General features: G+C 68.9%; 16 protein-coding genes. 9 read left to right on the top strand and 7 right to left on the bottom strand.

The window, feature by feature from the left end:
- Positions 1–37: 37 nt before the first annotated feature.
- Positions 38–553 carry a hypothetical protein gene (locus ACTWNK_RS12245; RefSeq protein ID WP_474304026.1) on the bottom strand — a complete coding sequence of 172 codons (516 nt, stop codon included), beginning with the start codon at positions 551–553 and terminating at the stop codon, positions 38–40.
- Between the two features lie 160 nt (positions 554–713).
- On the opposite strand from ACTWNK_RS12245, the gene ACTWNK_RS12240 reads away from it, so the two are divergent.
- Positions 714–1157, top strand: a complete 444-nt coding sequence (locus ACTWNK_RS12240; protein ID WP_474304025.1) for a hypothetical protein — start codon at positions 714–716, stop codon at positions 1155–1157.
- Between the two features lie 158 nt (positions 1158–1315).
- On the opposite strand, the gene miaB is transcribed toward ACTWNK_RS12240, so the two are convergent.
- Complete coding sequence (miaB, locus tag ACTWNK_RS12235; RefSeq protein ID WP_474304024.1) at positions 1316–2815, bottom strand: tRNA (N6-isopentenyl adenosine(37)-C2)-methylthiotransferase MiaB; 1500 nt, start codon at positions 2813–2815, stop codon at positions 1316–1318.
- 183 nt (positions 2816–2998) lie between these two features.
- On the opposite strand from miaB, the gene ACTWNK_RS12230 reads away from it, so the two are divergent.
- From ACTWNK_RS12230 to ACTWNK_RS12210, 5 genes are all read left to right on the top strand, one after another.
- A complete protein-coding gene (locus ACTWNK_RS12230) occupies positions 2999–3754 on the top strand; it encodes an amino acid ABC transporter ATP-binding protein (RefSeq protein ID WP_474304023.1) in 756 nt (251 codons plus the stop codon).
- Positions 3755–3829: 75 nt separating this feature from the next.
- Positions 3830–4684 (top strand): glutamate ABC transporter substrate-binding protein, encoded by an 855-nt coding sequence (locus ACTWNK_RS12225; protein ID WP_474304022.1) that lies wholly within the window; start codon positions 3830–3832, stop codon positions 4682–4684.
- Between the two features lie 67 nt (positions 4685–4751).
- Positions 4752–5435, top strand: a complete 684-nt coding sequence (locus ACTWNK_RS12220; RefSeq protein ID WP_474304021.1) for an amino acid ABC transporter permease — start codon at positions 4752–4754, stop codon at positions 5433–5435.
- Positions 5432–6298: an amino acid ABC transporter permease gene (locus ACTWNK_RS12215; RefSeq protein ID WP_474304020.1), complete on the top strand. Its 867-nt coding sequence runs from the start codon at positions 5432–5434 to the stop codon at positions 6296–6298. Before ACTWNK_RS12220 ends, ACTWNK_RS12215 begins: the two co-directional genes overlap by 4 nt.
- A 234-nt stretch (positions 6299–6532) precedes the next feature.
- Positions 6533–8431: a S9 family peptidase gene (locus ACTWNK_RS12210; protein ID WP_474304019.1), complete on the top strand. Its 1899-nt coding sequence runs from the start codon at positions 6533–6535 to the stop codon at positions 8429–8431.
- A gap of 234 nt (positions 8432–8665) precedes the next feature.
- Here ACTWNK_RS12210 and rny read toward each other — a convergent pair whose 3' ends face one another.
- Both rny and ACTWNK_RS12200 read right to left on the bottom strand, forming a co-directional pair.
- Positions 8666–10288, bottom strand: a complete 1623-nt coding sequence (gene rny, locus ACTWNK_RS12205) for a ribonuclease Y (RefSeq protein WP_474304018.1) — start codon at positions 10286–10288, stop codon at positions 8666–8668.
- Between the two features lie 1009 nt (positions 10289–11297).
- Positions 11298–12020 (bottom strand): CTP synthase C-terminal region-related (seleno)protein, encoded by a 723-nt coding sequence (locus ACTWNK_RS12200; RefSeq protein ID WP_474304017.1) that lies wholly within the window; start codon positions 12018–12020, stop codon positions 11298–11300.
- Between the two features lie 180 nt (positions 12021–12200).
- Between ACTWNK_RS12200 and ACTWNK_RS12195 the strand changes: the two genes are divergently transcribed.
- Positions 12201–13127, top strand: a complete 927-nt coding sequence (locus tag ACTWNK_RS12195; protein ID WP_474310896.1) for a LysR family transcriptional regulator — start codon at positions 12201–12203, stop codon at positions 13125–13127.
- Positions 13128–13131: 4 nt separating this feature from the next.
- On the opposite strand, the gene recX is transcribed toward ACTWNK_RS12195, so the two are convergent.
- Both recX and recA read right to left on the bottom strand, forming a co-directional pair.
- Positions 13132–14250 (bottom strand): recombination regulator RecX, encoded by a 1119-nt coding sequence (recX, locus tag ACTWNK_RS12190; RefSeq protein WP_474304016.1) that lies wholly within the window; start codon positions 14248–14250, stop codon positions 13132–13134.
- Positions 14251–15347: 1097 nt separating this feature from the next.
- A complete protein-coding gene (gene recA / locus ACTWNK_RS12185; protein ID WP_474304015.1) occupies positions 15348–16445 on the bottom strand; it encodes a recombinase RecA in 1098 nt (365 codons plus the stop codon).
- A 256-nt stretch (positions 16446–16701) separates the two neighbouring features.
- Between recA and ACTWNK_RS12180 the strand changes: the two genes are divergently transcribed.
- Positions 16702–17385, top strand: coding sequence for a hypothetical protein (locus ACTWNK_RS12180; RefSeq protein WP_474304014.1), 684 nt, complete (start codon positions 16702–16704; stop codon positions 17383–17385).
- A 59-nt stretch (positions 17386–17444) separates the two neighbouring features.
- Here the strand turns inward: ACTWNK_RS12180 and ACTWNK_RS12175 are convergent, their stop codons facing one another.
- Positions 17445–19367 carry a multicopper oxidase family protein gene (locus tag ACTWNK_RS12175; protein ID WP_474304013.1) on the bottom strand — a complete coding sequence of 641 codons (1923 nt, stop codon included), beginning with the start codon at positions 19365–19367 and terminating at the stop codon, positions 17445–17447.
- Between the two features lie 165 nt (positions 19368–19532).
- Here ACTWNK_RS12175 and ACTWNK_RS12170 point away from each other — a divergent pair, with 165 nt between their 5' ends.
- Positions 19533–20420, top strand: a complete 888-nt coding sequence (locus ACTWNK_RS12170; protein WP_474304012.1) for a LysR family transcriptional regulator — start codon at positions 19533–19535, stop codon at positions 20418–20420.
- Positions 20421–20434 lie beyond the last annotated feature (14 nt).

Raw genomic sequence — 20434 nt, 5'->3', positions numbered from 1 at the left:
CGGTGGCCGGGATACCGCTTCGCCGGGTACGAGCCGGTCAGCAGCCGTTCTTGGAGCACTGGCCGCCCACCAGGCCGCCGGGGCCGTCGGCCGGGTCGTCCGGCTGCTCGCTCGGCGGGGTGCTGGGCTTGGAGCTGGGCTTGGGCTTGCCGGTGCCCTGGCCCGCCGAGCCCTTGTCCGTGGAACCGGTGGAGCCCGTGGAACCGGTGCCCGAGTCTCCCGTGCCCGCGTCGCCGGTGCCGGGGTCGTCCTGGGTGGCGGTGCCCGACTGGCCCTGGCCGTCGTCGCCCAGGTCGTCGGAGGCGCCCTGCTCGGCGGACTCGGCCGACTCGCTCGGGCCTGCGCTCGGCCCGTCGGACGGTACGGCCGGCTGTCCCTTGCCCGCCGTGTCCGATGTCTTCGTCCCGTCCGGTGTGCCCGAGGTCGAGCCGGCCAGCGCGAAGCCGATGCCGCCCGCGGCCAGCACGGCGACGAGGGCCGCCGCGACGACGAGCCAGGTCTTGCGCCGGGGGTTCGGCGTCTTGGCGGGAGTGGGGTCGGCGTGCCCGTCCATGTGTGACAACTCCTGCGGTCGTATTGGGGGGAAACCGCCACGGCTTCCGCGGGTGTTGGCCCACACTAGCCGCAGTAGTGCAATGCCCACGCACCTATCACGAAGGAATCACGACTTGTCCCTTCTCGCATGGATACGCGCAGGCTGGCGGGGTGCGTTGATGATCACAGTGGTGGTCGCGGGGGTGGGCGGGGCCGGAATTCTGCTCGGCCGATCGGCCGCTCCTGACGATCTTCCCTACACTCCGTCGAGGGCGGCGAAATCGCCGACGGCCACGGAGAAAAGCCCCTCTCCCCCTGCGATAAGGCCGCTTTCCCCCTCGCCCGATGCGACCGGGAAGACCGGGAAGACCGAGACGCCCCCGGTGGCGGCCAGGGGCTGGACCAGACGCGTGCCCGCCCCGGCATCGGGCCGGCGTGTCCTCGCCCGCCCGGTCCCCAACCGCAGTGTCGCCGCGGCGCCCGGCGAGCGCCGCAGGAAGGCGACGCCGCCGCGCCGCGACACCCCGTCGGCCGAGCCGCCCTCCGGCCCCGACCCGTGCGCGACCTTCCGCGACACCCGCCGCGACTACTGCCACATGATCCTCGACCACTTGCTGGGCTGAGCCCGCCTCCTGGAGTGACCCGGACCCCAGGAGCACCCCTGCCTCCAGGAGTGACCCGGCCTCCTGGGCTACCCCGGGCCGCCCCGGTGCGAACGGCCGCACGCCCGCGCTCCGCGATCGCGGAACACGGGCGTGCGCACGCCGTACAACAGAAAAGGTCAGCCGGGGATCGCGCACCCGGGGGCGTCGGCGACCGGCAGGGGGGCGGGGCGGCCGATGGTCGGCATGCCGAGCGAGACGCCCTTGGCGGGGGCGGGTGCGCCCTGCCTGGCGGCCCAGGCGTCGCCCGCGCGGGTGCGGCGCAGGCCGAGCATGGCGCCGTCGGCCACCAGGTGGTGCGGCGCGGCGTAGGTGACCTCGACGGTGACCATGTCGCCGGGCCTCGGGGTGTCCTCGCCCACGGCGAAGTGCACCAGGCGGTTGTCGGGCGCACGGCCGGACAGCCTGCGGGTCGCCTCGTCCTTGCGGCCTTCGCCCTCGGCGACCAGCACCTCGAGCGTGCGGCCGACCTGCTTCTTGTTCTCCTCCCAGGCGATCTCCTCCTGCAGGGCGACCAGGCGCTCGTAACGCTCCTGGACGACCTCCTTCGGGATCTGGTCCGGCATGGTCGCGGCGGGCGTGCCTGGCCGGATGGAGTACTGGAAGGTGAAGGCGTTGGCGAAGCGCGAGCGCCTGACGACCTCCAGCGTGCCCTGGAAGTCCTCCTCGGTCTCGCCGGGGAAGCCCACGATGATGTCGGTCGAGATCGCGGCGTCCGGCATGGCCGCGCGCACGCGCTCGATGATGCCGAGGTAACGATCGGCACGGTAGGAGCGGCGCATCGCCTTGAGCACCTGGTCCGAGCCGGACTGCAGCGGCATGTGCAGCTGGTGCATCACATTGGGCGTCTCGGCCATGGCCGCGATGACGTCGTCGGTGAAGGCGGCCGGGTGCGGCGAGGTGAAGCGCACACGCTCCAGGCCCTCGATGTCGCCGCAGGCGCGCAGCAGCTTGCCGAACGCCAGCCGGTCGCCGAACTCGACGCCGTAGGTGTTGACGTTCTGCCCGAGCAGCGTGACCTCGAGGACGCCCTGCTCGACCAGTGTGCGCACCTCGTTGAGCACCTCGCCCGGACGGCGGTCCTTCTCCTTGCCGCGCAGTGCGGGCACGATGCAGAAGGTGCAGGTGTTGTTGCACCCGACCGACACCGAGACCCACGCGGCGTAGGCCGACTCCCGCTTGGTCGGCAGTGTGGAGGGGAAGACCTCCAGCGACTCCTTGAGCTCGACCTGGGCCTCTCCCGCGATGCGGGCGCGCTCCAGCAGCACCGGCAGCGAGCCGATGTTGTGGGTGCCGAACACCACGTCGACCCAGGGCGCCTTGCGGACGATCTCGCCCTGGTCCTTCTGGGCCAGGCAACCGCCCACGGCGATCTGCATGCCGGGGTTGCTCATCTTGGCCGGGCGCAGGTGGCCGAGGTTGCCGTAGAGGCGGTTGTCGGCATTCTCGCGCACGGCGCACGTGTTGAACACGACAACGTCGGCGGCGTCGCCGTCGGCCGCGGGCACGTAGCCGGCGTCCTCCAGCAGGCCCGACAGCCGCTCGGAGTCGTGAACGTTCATCTGGCACCCATAGGTACGCACTTGGTACGTGCGGGCGCTCTCCTGGGTCACAGTCATCTCGGTATCCAGGGTAGGCGCTGCCAGGGCCAGTGTCGTACCGGTCAACGCCTCGAACGAGTCGTATCACAGAGCGTGAAAATGGATGTAAATGCATAAATCGCCCTCTAGTGATCTGGCCGTGATCTGATCGGTACCGGCCAGTTAGTGACGGGTGTCCCAGACCGCTTTACGTTTTGAGCCATGACGGAGAACGGGGACACGACTCCACTCGTCAGGCTGGAGAACGTCAACAAATACTTCGGGACCCTGCACGTCCTGAAGGAAATCGAACTGACGGTCTCCCGAGGCGAAGTGCTGGTCGTGATCGGACCATCCGGAGGTGGCAAGTCCACACTGTGCCGGGCCATCAACCGTCTGGAGACCATCGACAGCGGCACCATCGTCTTCGACGGCAACCCCCTGCCCGCCGAGGGCAAGGCGCTGGCGAAGCTGCGCTCCGAGGTCGGCATGGTGTTCCAGTCGTTCAACCTGTTCGCGCACAAGACCATCCTGGAGAACGTCACACTCGGCCCGACCAGGGTGCGCGGCATCGCCAGGGCGCAGGCCGAACAGCGGGCGATGGAGCTGCTCGAACGGGTGGGCATCGCCGCACAGGCACAGAAGTATCCGGCTCAACTCTCCGGCGGCCAGCAGCAACGCGTCGCGATCGCACGGGCGCTCGCGATGGACCCCAAGATGATCCTTTTCGACGAGCCCACCTCGGCACTGGACCCGGAAATGGTCCAGGAGGTGCTCGACGTGATGATCGGACTGGCCCGCGACGGGATGACCATGATGGTCGTCACGCATGAGATGGGCTTCGCCCGCAGGGCGGCCAACCGCGTCGTGTTCATGGCCGACGGCCAGATCGTCGAGGAGGACACCCCCGACGGATTCTTCGGTTCGCCGAAGACCGACCGGGCCAAGGACTTCCTCTCCAAGATCCTTACGCACTGATCCCGACCCACTGACCCTGACGCACTGATCCTGACGCACCGATTTTTCCGCACTGAGAAAGCCGAGGTATCGCTGATGCGTATTCGTCGCGTGGGAGCCGTTCTCGCCGCCGCCGGTCTGTTGGTCGCAGGACTCGCCGCCTGTGGAGAGAGCGCTCCCGCAAGCGTCCTGCAGAAGGCCAAGGACGAGAAGAAGATCGTGGTAGGCGTCAAGTACGACCAGCCGGGCCTCGGCCTGAAGAAGCCGGACGGCACCGTCGAGGGATTCGACGTCGACGTGGCCAAGTACATCGCCGGCAAGCTCGGCGTGCCGGAGAGCGGGATCGAGTTCAAGGAGGCCCGCTCGGCCAACCGTGAGACCTTCCTGCAGCAGGGCCAGGTCGACATCGTGATCGCCACCTACTCCATCACCGAGGCGCGCAAGCCCAAGGTGACCTTCGGCGGGCCGTACTACGTGGCCCACCAGGACACGCTGATCCGCGCCGACGACACCTCGATCACCACGCTGGACAGCCTCGCCGGCAAGAAGGTCTGCCAGGTGAGCGGCTCCAACTCGTGGAAGAACATCGTCGAGGGCACCAACAAGGAGAACAAGAAGGTCGCCGCGACCCTCGTGCCCGCCGGCGGCTACGACGAGTGCATCACCAAGCTCAAGGGCAACGCGATCGACGCCGTGACCACCGACGACACCATCCTGGCGGGCTTCGCCGCACGCGAGGGCGGCTCGGTCAAGGTCGCGGGCGCCCCGTTCACCGACGAGAACTACGGCATCGGCATCAAGAAGGGCGACCTGGAGTCCTGCAAGGCGATCAACGACGCGGTCGCCGCCATGTGGGCCGACGGCACCGCCGTCAAGCTCCTGGAGAAGCACTTCAACAACACCGGCCTGAAGTGGTCGACGACGGCCCCGACCCCGGCCGGCTGCGCCTGACCGTTCGCGCACGGACCGCGCCGGTGAGCCGCCCGCTCACCGGCGCGCCCATATCACGGGGAGTTCGATGAACGCTCTGTGGGACTTCGGTCCCCTGATCGAGAACGCCGACAAGATCCTGCTGGGGTTCTGGTCGACGATCCGGCTGACGGTGATGAGCGCGATCCTCTCGCTCGTCCTCGGTACGATCCTGGTCGGCATGCGGGTGGCGCCGACGCCGGTGCTGCGCCTGGCCGGCACCGTCTACGTCAACACGGTGCGCAACATCCCGCTGACCCTGGTGCTCATCCTGTGCGCGCTCGGGCTCAGCGACGTCATGCAGCTCACCTTCTCCGACGAGCCGTCGACCAACTACTACTGGTGGGCCGTCACCGGGCTTTCCGCCTACACCGCGGCCTTCGTCTGCGAGGCGCTGCGCTCGGGTGTGAACACGGTGCCGCTCGGCCAGGCGGAGGCCGCGCGGGCGATCGGGCTGACGTTCCTGCAGTCGCTGCGGCTGATCGTGCTGCCCCAGGCCTTCCGTACGGTGATCGCGCCGCTCGGCAGCATCATGATCGCGCTGACCAAGAACACCACCATCGTCATCGTGGCCAGCTACCTCGAGGCCGGGGCCGAGATGAAGCAGATGTTCGACGACTTCGGGGCGACGATCCCGATCTTCGCCGGATTCGCCGCCGGGTACATGATCCTGACCCTTCCCACCGGCTACTTCTTCGGCTGGCTGGCCAAGCGACTGGCGGTGGTCCGATGAGCACCTCGGTCCTGTTCGACACGCCGGGCCCCCGCGCCCGGTTGCGCAACAACGTCCTCACCCTGGTCTCGGTGGCCGCCCTGCTCGGTGTGGTGTGGCTGGTGCTGTCCACCCTGGCCGACAAGGGGCAGCTCGACGCCAAGTTGTGGGAGCCGTTCCTGCGGGCCGACACCTGGACCGGGTTCATCATCCCCGGCCTGATCGGCACCCTGCAGGCCGCCGGGCTCGCCGCCGTGCTCGCGCTGGTCTTCGGCGTGGTGTTCGGCCTGGGCAGGCTGTCGGAGCACGCGGTCGTCCGGCGAGTGTCCGGCTGGATCGTGGAGTTCTTCAGGGCGATCCCGCTGCTCATCCTGATCTTCTTCATCCAGGCGGGTCCCGCGACCCTGTCGGGCTACACGATGAACGTGCCCGCCTTCACCGCGGTGGTGCTCGGCCTGACGCTGTACAACGGGTCGGTGCTGGCCGAGATCTTCAGGGCGGGCATCCTCGCGGTGCCGCGCGGGCAGTCCGAGGCGGCCTATGCGATCGGCCTGCGCAAGACGAACGTCATGCGCCTCGTCCTGGTGCCCCAGGCGACGACCGCGATGATGCCGGCCATCGTCAGCCAGATGGTCGTCCTGCTCAAGGACACCGCACTCGGCTGGATCATCGCCTACGAGGAGCTGCTCAACGCCGGGCTCAAGCAGATCGGCGCCAACTACGGCAACCTGATCCCGAGCGCCATCGTGATCGCGGCCATCTATGTGGTGATCAACCTGCTGCTCGGACTGCTGGCCGGCGCCCTGGAACGGCGCAGCAGGCGGAGCAGGAAGACCACCGTGACCGCGATCGGCCCCATCACGGCGGTCGGCATCAAGACATAGCCACATTTGACGGCTGGTTTTGCGGCACGGCCACACATGACGGCCGGTTTTGCGGCATAGCCGCACTTGGCGGCCGGTTTTGCGGCACGGCCGTACTTGGCGGCTGGTATCAAGGCGTAGCCGTACTTGGCTGCCGACTTCACTGCATAGCCGCACTTCAACAGGAAACCGGGCGTTTCACCCCAGAGCGCCTTATGGGCCACGCAGGACGCGGTTATCGGGCAGGATGCGGCTATGCCCCCCGAGCGTGCCACCGTGCCGTACTCTGCCTGGCCCTCTCCCATCTCCACCACCGACGTCGCCCGGTCCGGGCTGCGCCTCGGCTGGCCCACCGTGCTCGGCGAGCAGGTCTGGTGGGCCGAGGACAGGCCGGGCGAAGGCGGCAGGACGACGATCGTGCACCGCGCGGCCGACGGCGTGCGCACCGAACTGCTGAGCACGCCGTGGAGCGCCCGCACCCGCGTGCACGAGTACGGCGGGCGCTCCTACGTCGTCGCGCCCGATGTCGGCGTCGTGTTCGCCAACTTCGCCGACCAGCGGCTCTACCTGCTGCGCGAAGGCGACCCCGCCTACGAGGAGCCCACCCCGATCACCCCCGAGCCCGACGCGCCGTGCGCCCTGCGCTACGCCGAACTGCTCGTACGCGACGGCCGCGTCTGGTGCGTACGCGAACAGCACCACGACAACGGCAAGGTCGTGCGCACGATCGTCTCGCTCCCGGTCGAAGGCGGGCCGGTCGTCGAGCACGTGAGCGGCAGCGACTTCTACGCCTCTCCCGCCCTCTCGCCCGACGGGCGGCATCTGGCCTACATCTGCTGGAACCATCCCCGTATGCCGTGGATCGGCACCGAGCTGCGCATCACGCGGGTAGCCGACGGCAACTCCTGGACGGTCAAGGGCAGCTCCACCGAATCGGTGCTGGCGCCGCGCTGGCGCGACGACTCCAGCCTGTACCTGGTGTCCGACTGGTCCGGCTGGTGGAACCTCTACCAGATCGGCATCTACGGCACCTCCTCGCAGGCGCTCTGTCCCGCCGAGGCGGAGTTCGCCTGGCCGATGTGGCAGCTCGGCGGCCTGCCGTACCTCGTGCTCGGTGACGGCAGGCTCGCGGTGCTGCACGGGCAGGGCGACCTCGAGCTGGGCATCCTTGATCCCGACACCGGTGTGCTGAGCAAGGTCGACGTGCCCTACTCCGGCTGGGACGCGGCTCTTTCGGCCGACGGGACGATGCTGGCCGGGGTGGCGTACGGGTCGGACGTCCCCCGGTCGGTGGTACGCGTCGACACGGTCACCGGGCGGGTGGAGGGGCTGCGGCGTGACGTCGACGAGCTGCCCGACATCGCCTACCTGCCCCGGGCCAGGGCGGTGGAGTTCACCGGGAGGTTCGGCAGGCACGTGCACGCGTTCCTGTACCCGCCGTCCAATCCGACGGCGTCCGTCGGCGACGCCGCTCCGCCGTATGTGGTGTTCCTGCACGGCGGGCCCTCGCATCACTCGCTCAGCGCGCTCGACATGGAGAAGGCGTACTTCACCTCGCGCGGCATCGGCGTGCTCGATGTGAACTACGGCGGCTCGACCGGCTACGGACGCGCCTACCGGGAACGGCTGCGCGGGCAGTGGGGCGTGGTCGACGTCGAGGACACGGTGGCCGCCGCCGAATGGCTCGCCTCCTCCGGCCTGGCCGACCCCGCCCGCATCGCCGTACGCGGCGGCAGCGCCGGAGGCTTCACGGTCATGGCCGCCTGCTGCCGTTCCGAGGTGTTCGCCGGCGGCGTGTCCTACTACGGCGTCAGCGCCCTGGCTCCCCTCAACGCCCACACGCACGACTTCGAGTCCCGCTACCTGGAGTGGCTGGTCGGCCCCGAAGACGCCGCCCTGTACGCCACCCGCGAGCCTCTCGCCCTCGCCGACGGGGTCAGCTGCCCGATGCTGCTGCTGCAGGGCTTGGACGATGTGGTGGTACCGCCTGAGCAGTCCGCGGCGTTCGCTGACGCGTTGGCGGCGCGGGGGGTTTCGTGTACGTATCTGACCTTTGAGGGAGAGACCCACGGATTTCGTCGCGCGGAGACGCGTACGGCGGCGCTGGCGGCTGAGCTGGCGTTTTATCTGCAGATTTTCTCTGAGCCTGGGTAGGTGGGGCGGGTTCGGAGACTTGGGGGCTTTGGGGGCTTTGGGGGGCTGGCTCCCGCCTGAATGATGAGTCGCCCTTCCAGCGACACCTCGTGCGAACAGCTCGAACGCGGTGCGACGGCTGACGCCCAGCACATTTCGATAGGCGCTGTTCGAGCTTTCAGGAGAACGGCTGCTCGCCGGCTGCATCTCGGGCGGCGAACGCAGCACTGTGGCTTGCGTCTGCCGTGGGCGTTCTCAGCGGGCGAACTCGGTCGCTCTGGACTCTCGGACGACGGTGATGCGGATCTGGCCGGGGTAGGTCAGCTCCTCCTCGACCTGCTTGGCGACGTCGCGGGCGATGACCTGGGCCTGGATGTCGTCGATGGAGTCGGGCTTGACCATGACCCTGATCTCGCGCCCGGCCTGCATGGCGAAGACCTTCTCGACGCCCTCGTAGGACTGGGCGATCTCCTCCAGGCGCTCAAGGCGCTTGACGTAGGCCTCCAGCGACTCCCTGCGTGCCCCGGGGCGGGAGCCGCTGATCGCGTCGGCCGCCTGGGTGAGCACGGCCTCGACAGTGCGTACCTCGACCTCGTTGTGGTGGGCCTCGATCGCGTGCACGACGTCCTCGTGCTCGCCGTAGCGCCTGGCGATCTCGGCTCCGATGAGGGCGTGGCTGCCCTCCACCTCGTGGGTGAGCGCCTTGCCGATGTCGTGCAGGAGGGCGCAGCGCTTGAGCAGCGTCTGGTTCATCCGCAGTTCGGCCGCCATGATGCCGGCGATGTGGGCGGACTCGATGAGGTGCTTGAGTACGTTCTGGCCGTAGGAGGTGCGGTAGCGCAGCTGGCCGAGCAGCAGGGTCAGCTCCGGGTGCATGTCGGTGATGCCGAGCTCGACGAGCGCGTCGTCACCGGCCCGCGCACACAGGTCCTGGACCTCGGCCTTGCTGCGGTCGTAGGCCTCCTCGATGCGCTGGGGATGGATCCGGCCGTCCAGGACGAGCTTCTCCAGGGTCAACCTCGCGGTCTCACGACGTACCGGATCGAAACACGACAGCAGCACGGCCTCTGGGGTGTCGTCGATGATCAGGTTGACGCCGGTCGTCGACTCGAACGCCCTGATGTTGCGGCCCTCGCGGCCGATGATGCGGCCCTTCATCTCGTCGCCGGGCAGGTGCAGCACGCTGACCACCGACTCGGCCGTCTGCTCGGTCGCCACCCGCTGCACGGCGAGCGTCACGATCTTGCAGGCTCGCTTCTCACCTTCCTTGCGCGCCTCGCCCTCGATCTCCCTGACGATCAGCGCGGCCTCGCGCTTGGCGTCACGTTCGATCTCCTTGACCAGCTCGGACTTGGCCTGCTCGGCGGTCAGACCGGCCACGCGCTGCAGGATCGCCCGGCGTTCGCCCTCCACCTGCAGCAGCTCGGCGCGCCTGTCGGCGAGCTCGGTCTCGGTCTCGGCCAGCTTGCGCCCGCGTTCGAGCTGCCTGCGGGCCTCCTCGTCGAGTCGCTGCTCGCGTTCGGCCAGGCGTCCTTCTCTGCGTTCGAGGTCGGCGCGCAGGTCCTTGACCTCGGCCTTGAGGATGCGCTGCTCCTCCTCGACCTCCTTGCGCAGCCGCTCGACGCCGTCGGCGGCCTGCTCGGATCGGCGCAGCGTGTCGGCGGCCTCGTTCTCGGCCCTCGACCTGATCTCACGGGCGGTCTGCTTGGCCTCGTCGAGCTCGGCCTGCACCTCGGCCAGCTGTTCGGGGGAAGGGCCCTTCGCCTGTGGGAGGTGTCCTCCAGTGCGGCGCACCAGCACGACGAGCGCGGCGATCGTCACAGCGGCAAGCACCAGCACCGCCACCGACAATACGATCACGAACACTCCGGAAGCCATGTGCGCTCACCCTCCTCGCGTCGCCAACCTGAAACGCGGTCTCCAACCACGGGAGGTGTCACATGCACAGCACGGATGGCCTCGGCTACGGCTGTCGCCGAGACACATATCAAGCCAGGACGAACCCGGTCCCGACCCATCGAGCCGACACCTCGCTTGCCTCTGCCTGTCAAGCCTGCTCGTCCGTCGTTCACCGGTATGGCAATCCGCACTGCGCGGAGTAACTCCTCACTGCCGTCGAGGTTATGCGTCGAAGAGGTAACGAGCAAGCAAAGACATGCGGTCGAGCGTGTCCGACCAGCTCTGCTTCACGGATTACCCCATCCACCCAGCTTCGCCTTGAACGTCCCTCTTTATCCGACTTTTGCCAAGATAGACAGACGAAACCCCGCCCAGTGGCCCGACCTATCACGCGTCGCCCTACACATCCCAAACACCACGTCCTGTCCCTCCTCCCCCACCATCCCCACCGTCACACCCGTCATTGGGGATCGGTTCGGGGGATTTTTGGGCAGGGGGGTGCTTTGGGTAGCGGTCAGTCGCCGGGAGGGACGGTCGTTTGTGGGGGCGCGGGCTACGCGTGGCTGGCTTGGATGCGTACGCGTCCGTTCCTCCCGGTCGTATCGGCCTCGCCCTCACGGTCGCATCACCCTCGCCCTCGCTGGCCCTCGCTCTCTCCTTGGCCCTCGCACTCACACTCGCATTCGTATCGGCACGCGGCGATGCGAGCTCGCACGGGTTGCACCTAACCGCATGGCTGTCCTGCGCCTTCCGGCGGTGCGCCCTTCCGGCTTCCGTTGCTCACAGTCCAGGTCTTCCGGCTTCATTCGGGCTTCACAATTGCGAAGGGTGAAGGGTGAAGGGTGAAGGGTGAGAGGCGGGAGTCGAGAGGCGAAGGCGCCCGCTACCGGCCCGCGACCGGCCCTCAGCAGGCCCTCGGCAGGCTCTCGACAGGAACGCTAGGGAAGGGAAAGGACCGGTCGATCGCAGGTCGCCGCCTGTCCGGACTTCACCCTGTCGAGGCGACCGCTCCCACAATCCCCGCCCTCTCGGCAGCCTTCGTCTTGGCGGCCCTGGCGAAGGCGGTGATGATGGCGTGCGGCTTTCGTCCGTCGCCGGACATTTCCGGCTGGAACAGGGTGGCCAGGTAGAACGGGTGCCCAGGCAGTTCGGCAGCGCGTACTTCTCCTTCCTCGTCGTGGGCGGAGAAGCGCAGACCGGCCTCCTCCAGCACCGTCAGGTAGGCGGAGTTCACCCCGAACGCACAGTGATACCGCTCCACCGTACGGTTCACCCCGACGATCGCCTCGACCAACGAACCCGGCGTCAGCCGTACCGCTCCTTCATGGCCGGCGAGGGAGCAGGCCAGGGGCATGACCAGGACTTCACGTCCGCCGGTTGGGCCGTTCTCGGCGTGGGCGGCGTCGAGGCGGCAGACGTTGCGCGCGTACTCCAGCACCGCGTGCTGGAATCCTCCACACGTCCCCAGGAAGGGAATACCGTCCTCACGTGCCGTCCTGGCCGCCGCCACCGCTCCGTCCTCGCTGCGGTACGGACTTCCCGGAAGCATCCAGATGCCGTCGAAGCCGGTCAGGTCGCCCACCTCGTCGGTAGGAATCCAGTACGCATCGACGACCAGGCCTTCCCGCTCCCGCAACGCCTCCAACAGCAGAGGTACCCGCCCATGCGCCCGCACACTGGGCGACCGATCAGCAACCAGAGCAATTCTCATGCCCTCATCCTCACCCCAGCCCCACGGTAAGCACCAACGATGGTTCCTGCTCCACCAATAAGCAACACTGATGCAGCACCCACCACGCGGCTCCATGACATCCACCGAGGGACCGTAGACCCCGCAAGCCAAGTCGGCCGAGCCGGTCCCCGGCGCGATCGCCAACACGAGGAGGCAGTCATTCTGGACCCCCACCTGCTGCGGACGTTTGTCGTTGTGGTTCGGCTCGGTTCCTTTTCGGGGGCGGCTGAGGAGTTGGGGTACACCCAGTCGGCTGTGTCTCAGCAGATCGCCGCGTTGGAGAGCGATCTCGGCGTGCCGGTCCTGCTGCGGCGGCCGGTCGTGCCGACCGAGGCGGGGGCGAGGTTGCTGGAGCATGCGGTACCTCTGTTGCTTCGGCATGAGGCCGCTCGGGCGGATGTCGTGCGTACGGCGGCCATGCCTGCTCAGCACGTCACGATGGCGGTATCGCCGCTGGCGTTGGGCGAGGTACTGGCGGATCGGCTGGCTCGGGCGCGGAGGGCCTTGCCTCGTCTCACGGTGGGCGTCGAGCTGTCCTCGCCTGCCGATGCCGCGCGGGCGGTTTCGTCGGGCGGGGCCGAGCTGGCGCTGATCTCGGGGTTGGCCGCGCCGACCGATCCGCTGCCGCTGCCCGAGCTGGGGCCTCTCACCGCCGCGGGGATGTCGGAGGAGGCCGTCATGGTGGCGTTGCCCGCCTCCCACCCACTCGCACCTTCCGTACGGCCGGGGCAACGCGGCGACAGGGGACTACGGCTCGGCGATCTGTCGGACGCGCTGTGGCTGGACGCCGATGCCGTGGCGCCGCTGGGCAGGCTTCGGCATCTCACGGGGAGCGACGGGTTCCGCCGGGCGCTTCGGTACGCGGGCATGGATATGCATACCTTGTTGCAGTTGGTGGCTGCCGGGCATGGTTTGACCCTGCTTCCGGCTTCGGCCGTTGCATGGCCGTCCGTCGTGGTGGTGCCGTTGCTCAGCCCTCGTGTCGTCTTCCGCGTCGAACTGCTGCACGGCTCCCTACCGGCCGGGCCCGCGGGTGCTCTCGTCGCCCACTTGCGCGACGAGGTTCCGTACGGCATTCCGGAGTGAGCGGCTACTCGAAATCGTCGTCCTCGACCGCCTGTCCCTCGCTCTCCAGGGCTTCGCGGATCACCCGGAACGCCAGTCCCGCTCCGTAGCCCTTTCTGGCCAGCATTCCGGCGAGTCGTCGGGTACGCGCCTTCGGGTCGAGGCCTCGTGTCGAGGAGAGCTTCCTGTCGACCAGGCGTCGGGCGGTCTCGGCTTCCTGGTCGGGATCGAGGCGTTCCACGGCTTCCTTGACCGTTTCGCCGTCGACTCCTCGGTGGCGTAGTTCGTTGGCGAGTGCCCGTTTGGCCAGGCCTCTACCGTGATGGCGAGAGTCGACCCAGGCTTCGGCGAACGCCTCGTCGTTGATCAGGCCGAGCTCCTGGAACCGGTCGAGTACCTTCGTCGCGGCATCGTCCGGAATTTCGCGCTTGCGCAGCGCCTCGGCGAGTTGCGCACGCGTCTTGGGAGCCATCGTGAGCAGCCGAAGGCATACATTCCGTGCCGCCGCCTCGGGGTCGGCAGGCTTCCGCCCGGCTCCACGCCGTCCGGTGCTCGCTTCTTCCTCGGCCTCGTGGCCCACGCCGTCGGCGTCTTCGGACCGGTCGCGTTCACCACGCCGTTCGTATCGCCTGCCGCCGCCGCGTCCACGTCGGCCGCCGCTCGTACCACCGCGCCGCCGGCCGCTCTCGTAGCCTGTCGTCGCTTCGCCCGCTGCCGGAGCCTGGTCGTCGCCTTCACGTGCGGGCTCGTCGTCGATCGGCTGTGTACGTTCGGCGCTCTTGCGTTTCGGCTTCGCGGGCTTGTCGACCTCAGGCCAGCCGCCCCAGTCATGCGGATTGGCATCACTCGTCTCGGCCTTGGCACTACGACGAGGACGAGAAGGCGTCTTGTCCGGCACGACGACCGACGGCTGCGCAGGCAGGCTCGGCTCCACGTACTCGTGCGACGCGTCACCCCTTTCACGAGGCGGTATGACGTCAGGCCAATCCGCAACGTTAGAAACAGCCAGGTCAGCCGATCGCCTCCCCCCACGCCGCGAAGCCCGATCCGGCCCCACCACCTCAGGCAACACCTCAACCACAGGCGAAACCCCGGATGAAACAACAGCTGGCACCACGGACGAAACCCCAGAAACAGGCTCCATCTCAGGACCGAGGACAGACGCAAGAGCAGGCACAGGCTCAGAGGCAGAGGCAGAGGCAGAGGCAGAGGCAGACGCAGGCACAGGGGCAAGCGCAGGCACAGGATCAGGGGTAGGGGCAGGGGCAGGGGCAGGGGCAGGGGCAGGCGTAGGCGCAGTGGCAGGACCTAGGCCAGCAGTCCCAGGCACCCCATCCTCAGCCACCCCCGCCGAAGGCAAACCGCCCGAAGGCAAACCCTCCGAAAGCGAACCCCCCGCAGGCACCCCCCTCGAAGGCGCCCCCTCCAACGACCGATCCGACCGACCCGACCAATCGGATCGACCCGACCAATCGGATCGATCCGACCCATCCGACCGATCCAATCGACCCGACCGATCCACAAACCGGTACGGCTCCACGACAGGCGCCACCCCCGACGACTCCCCACCCGGCGACAAGCCGGGCCGGAACGCCGGGCCGCTCTCGAAGAAGGCGTGACGCCGAGTGGATGCCGCCCCCGGATCGCCGCCGATGAACGAGGAGACGACCGCCGAAGAGTCATCCCCCTTGGGAACCCACCAGGCATTCTCCGTCGCAGCGGAAGGCACCCCGGAAGGACGCCAACTGGACTCGGCACCAGGCTCGATGGCAGGCAGCGAGGCGTCGGCCGGAGCAGAAACCTCCTTGGTCCACCACCCATCGGCCCCGGACACAGCCCGAGAGCCCCGCCCCGCACCCCCGGACGAACCTGGCGAACCAACCGAACCCGATCTGCCCGAAGCCCCACCCCCACGGGACGAGCCGCCAGCCGACCGACGAGGACGCTTACGACCACGCCCCGCAGCCCCTTCGCCCCCGACTCCGCCAGCCCCCGCAATAGCCCCAGAACCAGCAGAAGCCCCAGAATCCACAGAACCAGCAGCCCCCGCCCCCAAGCCCCCCTCAGCAGCCCCCGCCTCGGAGTCACCCCCGAAAAGCCCAGCCCCAGAAACCCCACCCTCAGAAAGCCCAGCCCCGGAAAACTCAGCCCCGGAAAGCCCAGCCTCAGAATCGTCAACCCACGCGCCCCAGTCGCGAGACCGGGGCGCGTTGGATGGTACGTCGCTCATGACGAGGTCGCTTAGACGTCACCGGGCTTCGGCGTGGCGGCGGCCTTGGAGCCGCGGCCGGTGGGAGCCGGAGGAGTGGGCGGGGCCGCGGGGGCGTCGGCGGGGGCGTCGAGGCGCGGGCCCACACCGAGCTTGTCCTTGATCTTCTTCTCGATCTCGTTGGCCATGTCGGGGTGGTTCTTCAGGAAGTTACGCGCGTTTTCCTTGCCCTGGCCGAGCTGGTCGCCCTCGTAGGTGTACCAGGCGCCGGACTTGCGGACGAAGCCGTGCTCGACGCCCATGTCGATGAGGCCGCCCTCACGCGAGACGCCCACGCCGTAGAGGATGTCGAAGTCGGCCACGCGGAAGGGCGGAGCCATCTTGTTCTTGACGACCTTGACCCTGGTGCGGTTACCGACGGCCTCGGTGCCGTCCTTGAGGGTCTCGATGCGCCGAATGTCGAGCCGGACCGAGGCGTAGAACTTCAGCGCCTTGCCACCGGTCGTGGTCTCGGGCGAGCCGAACATGACGCCGATCTTCTCGCGCAGCTGGTTGATGAAGATCGCGGTCGTGCCGGTGTTGTTGAGCGCGCCCGCGACCTTGCGCAGCGCCTGCGACATGAGCCGGGCCTGGAGGCCGACGTGGCTGTCGCCCATCTCGCCCTCGATCTCGGCCTTGGGCACCAGGGCCGCGACCGAGTCGATGACGATGAGGTCGACGGCGCCCGAGCGGATCAGCATGTCGGCGATCTCCAGCGCCTGCTCACCGGTGTCGGGCTGGGAGACGAGCAGGGCGTCGGTGTCGACGCCGAGCTTCTTGGCGTATTCGGGGTCGAGGGCGTGCTCGGCGTCGATGAAGGCGGCGATGCCACCCGCACGCTGGGCGTTGGCGACGGCATGGAGCGCGACGGTCGTCTTACCGCTCGACTCGGGGCCGTAGACCTCGACGATGCGGCCGCGCGGGAACCCGCCGATCCCCAAGGCCACGTCGAGGGCGATCGATCCCGTGGGGATCACTTCGATCGGGGCCCGCACCTCGTCGCCGAGGCGCATGACGGAGCCCTTGCCGAACTGCCGCTCGATCTGTGCGAGGGCTGTCTCAAGGGCCTTCTCGCGGTCGTTGATAGCCATGGGAGCCCCCCTGGAGGGTTGTGTCTGGACGGTCGAGTGAAAGCTACGGGGTGTCACCGACAATTTCCGGAGACACTCGCAAGACGGCCTTCGTCGTCGCGTGGGATTGCCATAGTAGCCGAACGACTGTTCGATGGCGTCCGAACACGCCGAGGGCTCCCCGACGACATTCCGGGGCATTCCGCTGCACCTGTTGCCATGGCCGTGAGCTGGGGAGATCCTGAGAGAAACCCGAGGGCTTTCGGGAGGATGCGACGTGACGAGCACGTACACCAAGGACCGGCGCGCCTACCTCGAAGCACTCGCCGCAGTGCTCCCTGCCAAGGGGTTGGTCAGCCGCATGCTGGGCGGGAACGACCCCGTCCTCTGGGTCTGGCACCCGCGCACCGGACGCCAGACGATCATCTTCGCCACACCTTCGCAGAACGGCTGGCTGCTCCTGTGGTCCCCGGCCGGCCAGGCCCGAGCCGACGAGCCCGACACCGTCGCCACCACCCTGAAGTCGGTCCTCTCGCAACCGCCAGAAACCACAGAAGCCGCCGAACCCGCAGAAGCCACAAAAGCCGGAGAAGCAGCACCGAGCAACACCAGGACGAGCCCCCCGCTCCCCCACCGCATTCCCAACCCCACACCGGAAATCTCCTCCCCCCGCAGGCAACCCGCCCTCTCACCACCACCCCCGAACATCCCCGCACCCCCGAACATCCCCGCCCTCGGCCCCCCACCTCCGCACATCCCCATCCTCGGCGCCCCGCCCCCGCCTCTCCCCACCCTCACCGAAACCCCGGTACGCCGAGGCCCGGCCGGCCACGGCCACGACACCGCCGAGGCCGACGGCACGAACACCGACGACCCCGGCACCACCACGATGAGCCGAGCCGAGGTAGAAGCCCTGATGGGCCAGACCAGCGTGGTCGGCCACCCTCCGGGCAACCGCTGACCACACCCAACCAGCCGCAGCCCCCCACCCCAGCCCGCAGCCCACCACCCACAGCCCCCTCACTCAGGCTGGTTGATGGTCTTCGTCCCGCTCACGTACGGCGTGCTCACTCCCTCGTAGCCGAGGTGCATCACCATCCCGGCCGCCGCGTGGTCCAGGTTGTGGCAGTGGTCCATCCACAGCCCGGGATTGTCGGCCAGGAAGCCGATCTCGTACCAGGTGCCTGGCGGCATGTCGAGCGTGTCGGTCCACCAGGGGCTGCCGGTGACGGGGCGGCCGTTCGCGGTGAGGACGAGGGCGTGGTGGCCGTGCAGGTGCATGGGGTGGTTGTCATGACTTCTGTTGATGAGCTTCATCTTCACCAGGTCGCCTTCGCGCACCATCTGCATCGGCATGTGCGGGTACAGCTTGCCGTTGAACGCCTGGATCAGGTCGATCCCGCCGTTCATGAACCCGACGCCGTCACTGGCCACGATCGTGAACTCCCGGTCGAACTCGCTCCCGGCCCCGAAGGGTGCCTTCGCCGGAGCGCCGTACGTGGAGGCGTCGAAGACGGCCGCGCCGGGCTCGGGAGCGGGTGTGACGGCGTCGCCCGGGCTCAGCAGCAGCCCGGCCTTGGGGTCGGCCAGGTCGCGCAGGTGCACGGGGCCGTCCGGCATGGTGAACTCCAGGTCGTAGCGCCCTCCTGTCGCCAGGGCGAGCCGTACCCCGTTCAGGTCGCCGGGCCGGTTGACGTCGGTGCCGTCGATGGCGGTGACCTGGTACGGCGTGCCGGTGAGGGCGAAGGTGGTGGCCTCGGCGTCGGAGACGGTGTTGTTGCCGGTGTTCACCAGGCGAAGCCGCACGCGGGTACCCGCCTCGACCTTGCGCCGGGTGACGGCGTCGGCGACGCCGAAGGCGGGACGCAGGCCTGACCCGGTGTTCCACACGTGGGACATGACGACGAGATCGAGCCCGACGGCCTGCCTGGCGACCTTCGGCTCCACGACGATCGCCCCGAACAGTCCGCGTACGACGGCTGTGGAGGACGCCTGGTGCGTGTGGTACCAGTACGTCCCGGCCCGCTCGGCCACGAAGCGGTAGACGTGCGAGGCGCCGGGCAGCACCGCGTCCTGGGTCAGACCGGCGACGCCGTCCTCGGCGTTGGGCACGTCGATGCCGTGCCAGTGCAGTGTCACCCCTTGCTTGGGCAGCTTGTTGACCAGCGTGACCTCGACCAGGTCGCCCTGCGAGACCTTGAGCTCGGGCCCGGGCGTCTGCCCGTTGAACGTCCACGCGCTCACCTTCGCCCCCGAGGCGAGCCGGATCTCACGCTCGGACGCCGTGAGCGTGTACGTCCTGTCGGGCGTCCCCGTACGCGGCCCGGTGAGCGTGGTCAGGTCGACGGGTGTCGCGGGCGTGGCGGCGGCGCCGTGGGTGTCGTGGACGGCTCCCCTGTGGTCGCTCATGTTGATGCGTTCGGGCCACATGCTGCTCGCGGCCTCGTTGAACACCAGGACGCCGGCCAGCGCCAGCACCCCGGCGGGCGCCACCACCCGCCGCAGCGCCTTGCGCGGCAGCATCGGCCAGGCCCGCACGGCGGCCGAGATCAGCAGCAGCAGCGCCACCTGCGCGAACACCGCGGGCGTCTCGGGCTTGACGGTGAACGCGCCGAACGCCGCCAGCCCCGCCCCCACCGTCGCCACCCGTACGGCGAAGACCGCGTGCGGCAGCGAGCGCGCCAGCAGCCAGCCGGCGACCGCGGCGGGGACCAGCGGCAGCGGCAGTTCGAGCAAAACCTGGTCGTTGACGAACGGCCAGCCGTGCCGCGACCAGAGCAGGCCCACCACGACCGCCTTGGCCACGAGCGGCACCACGCAGACGACGAGCCACACCAGCAGCCCCCGCCTGCGCAACCGGCCCGCCAGCGCCGCGTACACCCCCCACAGGAGGAAGGCGGCTCCGGAGCAGGCTGCGCTGAGGATGTCGAGCACGATGAACATGAGTGAGAGCTCCCCCTGAAATACGGTTACGCCGCGACCGTAGACAGCCCCACGGATGACCTCCAGTGCAATAACAGCAAGGAGTCATTCCACCTGAGACAATCTCCAAGGCCGGCGTCCCCTGCCGCCGTATCCGCGTGACGTACCTCACGCCAAGGAGAGGCCATGGAGCTCGACCTCAACCTGCTGCTCGCCCTCGACGCCCTGCTGGAGACCGAGAGCGTCACCGCCGCCGCCGAACGGCTGCACACCTCTCCCCCGGCCATGAGCCGCACGCTCGCCCGGATCCGCCGCGCCCTCGACGACCCGATCCTCGTACGCGCCGGCCGCGTCCTCGTCCCCACCCCCAGGGCACTGGAACTACGCGCCCCCGTACGCGCCCTGGTACGGCAGGCACGAGGGCTGCTGACACCGGCGTACTCGCCCGATCTGGCGGCGTTGAGCAGGACGTTCACCCTGCAGATGGGCGACGTGCTGCTGGCGGGGCTCGCGGCGGGGCTGATCGAGTCGGTGCGCGCCGAGGCGCCGGGTGTGACGCTCAGGTTCGCGCCCGACACCGCCGAAGGCACGGCCGCGCTGCGCGAGGGGCTGATCGACCTGGAGGTGGGCGTGCTCGACCACGTCGACCCCGAGACCGTACGCGAACCGCTGACGACGCTGCGCGCCGGAGGCGTGGTGCGCGAGGGGCATCCGCTGCTGGCCCGGCAGGTCACCGCGCGCAGGTTCGCCTCGGCCGGGCACATCGGGGTGTCGCGGCGCGGGGTGACGCGCGGGCCCGTGGACGAGGGGCTGGCCGCGCTCGGGCTGCGGCGCAGGGTCGCGGCCGTGGTGCCGAGCTACGCGGCGGCGCTGTTCGTGGTGGGAGCCGGTGATCTGGTGGGACTGGCGCCGGTCTCGCCGGGCTGGCGGTGGCCGGGGCTCACGGGGTTCGAGATCCCGCTGGAACTGCCGCCGATCGAGATCGGCATGGCCTGGCACCCGCGCAACGACGCCGACGAGACGCACAGGTGGCTGCGCGAGCGGGTGCGGGCCGCCGTCGCAGGTAAAAGCTGAGGCCGCAGGACAGC

The organism is Nonomuraea sp. IBHARD001 (assembly GCF_056106265.1).
Note: the sequence above shows the minus strand (reverse complement) of the source record. Positions and strands in the feature narration are given on the sequence as shown.